The organism is Methanobacterium sp., assembly GCA_012838205.1.
Taxonomy (GTDB): domain Archaea; phylum Methanobacteriota; class Methanobacteria; order Methanobacteriales; family Methanobacteriaceae; genus Methanobacterium.
In genome coordinates this window covers 1-6,168 of record DUPR01000068.1, presented here as the reverse complement: position 1 = coordinate 6,168, position 6,168 = coordinate 1, and the positions used below count along the sequence as shown (strand labels likewise).

General features: G+C 31.9%; 6 protein-coding genes. 4 read left to right on the top strand and 2 right to left on the bottom strand.

Going from position 1 to position 6,168, the window contains the following annotated elements:
* Positions 1–685, top strand: a 685-nt coding sequence (gene pyrB, locus GXZ72_09660) for an aspartate carbamoyltransferase (GenBank protein ID HHT19807.1), incomplete at its 5' end; no start/stop codon positions are given.
* 94 nt (positions 686–779) lie between these two features.
* Here the strand turns inward: pyrB and GXZ72_09655 are convergent.
* Positions 780–1,928: an AAA family ATPase gene (locus GXZ72_09655; protein HHT19806.1), complete on the bottom strand. Its 1,149-nt coding sequence runs from the start codon at positions 1,926–1,928 to the stop codon at positions 780–782.
* Between the two features lie 1,340 nt (positions 1,929–3,268).
* Between GXZ72_09655 and GXZ72_09650 the strand changes: the two genes are divergently transcribed.
* From GXZ72_09650 to GXZ72_09640, 3 genes are all read left to right on the top strand, one after another.
* Positions 3,269–4,285 (top strand): cobalamin biosynthesis protein, encoded by a 1,017-nt coding sequence (locus GXZ72_09650; protein HHT19805.1) that lies wholly within the window; start codon positions 3,269–3,271, stop codon positions 4,283–4,285.
* A 134-nt stretch (positions 4,286–4,419) separates the two neighbouring features.
* Entirely contained in the window at positions 4,420–5,409 is a 990-nt protein-coding gene (locus GXZ72_09645; GenBank protein ID HHT19804.1) for a cobalt-precorrin 5A hydrolase, read from the top strand.
* 226 nt (positions 5,410–5,635) lie between these two features.
* Complete coding sequence (locus GXZ72_09640; GenBank protein ID HHT19803.1) at positions 5,636–5,890, top strand: UPF0147 family protein; 255 nt, start codon at positions 5,636–5,638, stop codon at positions 5,888–5,890.
* A gap of 144 nt (positions 5,891–6,034) precedes the next feature.
* On the opposite strand, the gene GXZ72_09635 is transcribed toward GXZ72_09640, so the two are convergent.
* Positions 6,035–6,168: class II aldolase/adducin family protein (locus tag GXZ72_09635; GenBank protein HHT19802.1), on the bottom strand; the 134-nt coding region annotated here is incomplete at its 5' end.

The window sequence follows — 6,168 nt, the reverse complement described above, 5'->3', positions numbered from 1 at the left end:
TGAAACTGAAACTAGTTCAGCCACTAAGGGAGAAAATTTAACTGATACAGTTCGAACTGTTGGAAAATATGCTGATGCCTTAGTCATACGCCATAATATGGAAGGAACAGCCCGTTATGTTGCGGAAGTGGTGGATGTCCCAGTCATAAATGCTGGTGATGGGGCAGGTCAACACCCCACTCAGACTCTTTTAGATTTATACACAATGCAACGTCTACTAGGTGATATTGATGAACTTCACGTAGCTTTAATAGGTGATTTAAAGTATGGGAGGACTGTTCACTCTCTTTCATACGCTTTAGCCATGTTTGGGGTTAAGATGAGTTTTGTGTCACCTTCAGAACTGAAAATGCCACGTGAAACACTCCATGACCTAGCAGCTGCTGGGGTAAGTGTACAAGAAACTGAAGATATACGAGATGTTTTAGCTTATGCTGATGTTTTATATGTGACTAGAATACAAAAAGAACGCTTTCCTGACCCTCAAGAATATTTGAAAATTAAAGGCGCTTATACCATTGATTCTAAGCTACTGCAAGGAAGTGAAGCGATAGTGATGCATCCCCTGCCAAGGGTAGATGAAATATCCCATGACGTGGACAACACCCCTTATGGAAAATACTTTCAACAAGCTTTTTATGGGGTGCCAGTGCGGATGGCCTTGTTAAAATCAATAATTAAATAGAATCGATTTTATTTTGTAATTCAATTTCCTGTTGGGAGAAATTGTATTAAATGGTTTTAAATGGAATAAATTGATGGTTATTCTTGATTGTTATTCATCCACTCCATATAGCATCTTCCAATAATTCCATTTCGCATTGTAATGTGATCAGATTTGTTCTTCCCTTTCCTCTTCCCCTTGAGACTGTTTTGGTAGAGATCAAACCCAACATTTCAAGCTCGTTAATGAAATCGAATATTCTCCTGTATGAAACTGAATCACCTTTGGTTATGTCTTTGTAGATATCATATAATCTGCCAGATGTGATTTCTTCTTTTCTTTTGGTTAAGAAAATTAAGGATTCTAGTACTTTCTGTTGCTGGCTGGGAAGAGTCATTACAATGTCAGTCACTTTATTATGTTCAATATGATCCTTAGCCTCTCTCACATAGTCCTCATAAACCATGTCTGTGCCCTTTTCATCCGCTAATTCGCCAGAAGTGCGTAATAAATCTAGAGCATAACGAGCATCACCTTCTTCCTTTGCTGCAAGGGCAGCGCAGAGAGGTATTACTTCATCGTGGAGGACTCCGTTATTGAAAGATAATTCTGAACGTTCGTTTAGTATATCTACCAATTGCTGGGCATTGTATGGGGGGAAAACAATCTCACGATCACGGAGACTGCTGCGAACTCGTGGTTTAATGAACTGTTTAAAATCTACAAAGTTACTAATAGAAGCAATGGAAACGTTGTCAGTTCTGGTGAGAGTGTATAGCAGACCGTCACCATCGTTTTTCAATAATATATCTATTTCATCCAAAATAATCATCAAAATTAAATCATTACCAAAAACATTTTTCTTAAAAAGATTGCGAAATGAATTGATTACTTCAGCCTTAGTCCAACCACGGTAAGGAACATCTTGACCCATCTGTTGACATAAACGTGCGATAACTTGATATTCAGTGGTGAAATCAGTGCAGCGAATGTATTCCACTCGAACATTCACATTTTTTTCTTTGGAAACCTGATCCAACTGTTTCTTAGCAAATTTGGCAACGGCTGTTTTACCAGTTCCAGTTTTACCATAAATGGTAACATCAGGAGGTGTTACATTAGTTAACGCCTCAACCCAATATTTAGCAACAGATTTAATCTGATCCTCCCTGTGAGGGAGATTATCAGGTAAAAATCTATGATCAAGAAACTTTTTAAACTTAAACACGGATTTTTTTTCACCCAATTCCTCAAAAATATTCATAATCACCACTTTCCTCTTAATAATGTTAAAGATGTTAACAGTGTAAAATGTCGGCTAAATTATTGTATTTTTAATATTTTCACCACGTCAAAAAAATGCCCCATTAAAATTACATTATTTGAGTTCCCTATATTTGAAAAAAAGTGCTTCAAATAGTTTAACAGGGGTCGGTTTCAAGTGTATCAAGATCTTTTTGACTAAATTTAGGTGTATTTCAAGTGTAAGTAACTGATCCTATATTAATCATTACGGTGGGAGGTTGATTTCAAGTGTAATAATTATGAAATTTCAAAGAAAATTAGATAGAAAGAGATGCATTTCAAGTGTAAGAAAATGCGTATTAAGTTTTTATTAAATATTGAAAAATATAGTAAGAGAGATCAATTTCAACTGTAAAAAATAAACAATATGTCTTGAATTATAATATTGAGTAGTATAACTAATATTCACATTGAAGTACTATAATAATGATTTTATTAGTTTTACTGTCAGGTTTACCCATATCATTTAAATGAATCCATAAAGAAGCGAATATTTAATAATACTACGTTAAATTAGTACATGATTTTAAGTTTCAAATGTTGTTTTTTGAATGAATAGAATAAATTTTCACAATTAATATTGGTGTATTTAACTTTTTTTTAAAAAAATTAAGAATTTAATAAACAAAATTTCAAATTCTGTTGCTTTTATTCACTATTCTTAAAATAAATGTAATTTGTTTTTATATTTTGTAAATTTAGTTAGTTCTTAATAAAATATTCAATTAAAAATACACTTGAAATTGATCTCTCATTATCTTAATTTATGTACTAAATTGTTTCGAATATTTTTTATTGAATATTAAAGTTTTAAATACACTTGAAATACACCTTCTTTAAATACTCACATATGGTTTTAATTTTTTTACACTTGAAATACCACTCTTTTTTTGAACTTTTTGAACATAACCTAATTAAGTAATTTTTACAGTTGAAATCTACCTCTCTTTCCTAAATTCTTTTTATGAAACATTTTTTTTTCAATTGTCATTTTAATTTCCTTTTAGTTAGGATTCTGTTTTTTATAATATTTTCATTACACTTGAAATTGGGGTCTTACTCCATTTGACTAAAACTTTAGAAACATCAAAATATATGGCACCAAAGTTATTTATTAGCTACAGACCAGATGTATTCATTACATATCTATCAGCATTCGCTGTAAATAGTTATTAATTCACCTATATTTCTCCTATACTTTAAATATTCGAAGTCATCTACTTATTTTTAAAAAAAAATTAACAAGAACAACAAACATCTTCAATAAAAAAGGATAAGAATAATTACTTGAGGTTTATCATGGAAATAGAAATTTTAATCATTATTTTGGCATCAGTGGGCATTGATTTATTATTTGGGGAATTCCCTTCTCCAATTCATCCAGTTGTATGGATGGGAAAGCTAATTGAAAAACTGAAACAGTTGTTTTTCCGCAATTCAAAAAAAACTGACACTTTATCAGGGATTATAATTACTATTTCATTGATAATTATATTTATCTCATTATTTTCAATCGTTATGCTAATATTATCATTTAATCAAATATTATTTTTAGTTACAGCAGCTTTGTTATTATCTACTACATTTTCAGTTAAAATATTATTGAGATCTGCAAGTGAAGTGGCCTTAGATCTTGATGAAGATGTTAACAAAGGAAGAAAATCTTTATCTTTTTTGGTAAGCAGAAATACATCGGATTTATCGTCACAGGAGATAGTTTCCGCCACTATTGAAACCTTAACAGAAAATATCGTTGACTCAGTTATATCTCCCATTTTTTATAGCATTCTTGTTCCTTTTCTCCTACTCCTTGCACTTCCAGCCCTTTTTCCATTTTTTATTAAAATAGGATTAACATCAACCTACCAAATTTTAGTTTTATCTGCAGTAGCTGCAAGTGTTTCTTTCCGTGTTGTCAACACTTTAGATGCGATGGTCGGCTATAAGGACTTTGCAAACATAAATATTGGATGGTTTCCAGCTAAACTAGATGATGTTCTTAATTTCATTCCTGCTAGAATTACAAGTATTTTAATAGTACTCGCTGCTTTCTTAGCTTCACTAGACTATAAACAGTCCTGGAATATTATGATCAAAGACGCTAAAATTCCGCCCAGTCCTAACTCCGGATATCCAATGGCTGCAGCTGCTGGAGCTTTGAATGTTCAACTGACTAAACCAGGAATATACAAAATAGGCGAATCCAAAAAACTTCTCACAATAAATGAGATTAAACTAGCCATCAAACTAAGTATTGTGACTATTATATTGTTTTTGGTTGGAGTTGTACTGTTTTTCATCCTAATTTCCTATTAGTAAATAGCAATCATAAAAACAGACATCCCTCTCCATGATAAATTTTTTTAATAATTTAATTCATTTTACTTTAATAATTACTACTTTTAATAATTACAGATTACATTAAATGTGATCATACTAAATGTGATTTTATGAAATATGCAATTATCAGTGTTACAGAAAAAGGGCATAATTTGGCTAAAACTATATTAAGTTATCTCGAAGACGATCCATCTGTCATAAAAGCGGATATTTTCAATAAAAATGTAAAATCAACATTAAATGAACATTTTCATGATTATGACTGTTGGGTTGGGGTTATGGCTTCAGGTATAATGGTTCGAAATCTCTGTGATCTAATAAAAACGAAATTCACGGATCCCGCTGTTTTAATAGTTGGTGAAAATGGTAAACATGTAATTAGCTTATTATCTGGTCATGTTGGTGGGGCAAATCATTTCACTGTTAAGTTAGCGGGTATGATAGGCGCTGTTCCAGTCATTACCACAGCAACAGATTTAGCAGGGAAAATGGGCGTTGATACCTTAGCATACCAGTACTGGTTAGATATCACTCATAGACAGTTCATTAAAACCATGAATCAACATATTGCTTCAGGTGGTAAGGTAGATCTAGATTTACCGCCAAATTTTCATTTTCTAAAAAATCATCCAATAGTCAACAAGTCTTACAATATTAATCAATGGGACAAGTCATTTATCCAAGCTAAATTATCTGACGAAAAGGTTTGTCTTACACCTAAAAGGATGGTTGCTGGAGTTGGTAGTAAAAAGGGAGTCACAGAAGAACAAGTTTTCTTTGCTTTACGTTCTGCTCTTCAACACTTACATATACCATTAGACAGATTGGATGCTATGGCCACAGCTGAAATTAAAGAAGATGAAGAAGGAATTAAATTAGCTGCAATTAAATCCCAACTACCTTTGAAAATAATTTCCCTTGACAAAATACGTCATTTTCATCATCCAGACTGCACACCTTCCCCACTTGTAAAACGTGAATTTGGAATTGAAGGAGTATCTGAACCAGCAGCATTACTCGAAGCAGGGGAAAATTCCCGCTTGATCCTAAAAAAAACTGCGTACAATGGGGTGACTGTTGCAGTTGCAGTTGCAGTTTGAGTGTAGCTTTTACCAATCTAATAAACTACACATAAATCTTAATCTTCGAAATATTTTTATCATGCCTTATTTTTTTAAATAAGGAGTGTTAAATCATTTTTTTGGAATTCATTACCAAAACATTTTTAAAGGCCAAGATATAAACAAACTTGGATAAGGCTTGTTATGAATTATCAATTTAAGCAACTTTTATCATGAACACAATTAAATCAATGGAGGCATTATTATGAGTGCGGAATCATTTGAACGCTGTAATCAGATTTTAAAACATATCATGGGTGATACTAGCGTCCCTAGAAATATTAGAAGAGCTGCTGAGGAATCTAAAAATTTATTGTCTCAAGATGATGACGAACCAACCATTAGAGCCAGTACAGTAATTTCTATTTTGGATGAAATAAGTAACGATCCTAACATACCAATTCATGCTAGAACACTTATTTGGAATGTTTTAAGTGAATTAGAATCAGTACGCGAGTAAAAATTTTTGTCAAAGATTATTTTCAATTTTTAATATTTTTTTTCTAAAAATTTTCGTGTTTTTTTTTTAAATGATTTAAAAATAATATAATTATCTATTTATGTTTTAATTCTCAAAACAGCTAATTGCTGATATCCACAAGTTTCAGTGTTGTAAATCTTTTATGTTTCCTAAAACACGAGATATGAATTGTGTTTTTGCTGTTTCTTCAACAAATTCTGCTAAGAGTGTAGCTTCTAATAAATTTTCTCCAGTTGCTACAAGACCATGATTTTTTA

What these genes read in the sequence shown, in the direction of transcription:
- GXZ72_09655 (HHT19806.1), bottom strand. Translation starts at nt 1,928, where the DNA reads ATGAATATTTTTGAGGAATTGGGTGAAAAAAAATCCGTGTTTAAGTTT.
- GXZ72_09650 (HHT19805.1), top strand. Translation starts at nt 3,269, where the DNA reads ATGGAAATAGAAATTTTAATCATTATTTTGGCATCAGTGGGCATTGAT.
- GXZ72_09645 (HHT19804.1), top strand. Translation starts at nt 4,420, where the DNA reads ATGAAATATGCAATTATCAGTGTTACAGAAAAAGGGCATAATTTGGCT.
- GXZ72_09640 (HHT19803.1), top strand. Translation starts at nt 5,636, where the DNA reads ATGAGTGCGGAATCATTTGAACGCTGTAATCAGATTTTAAAACATATC.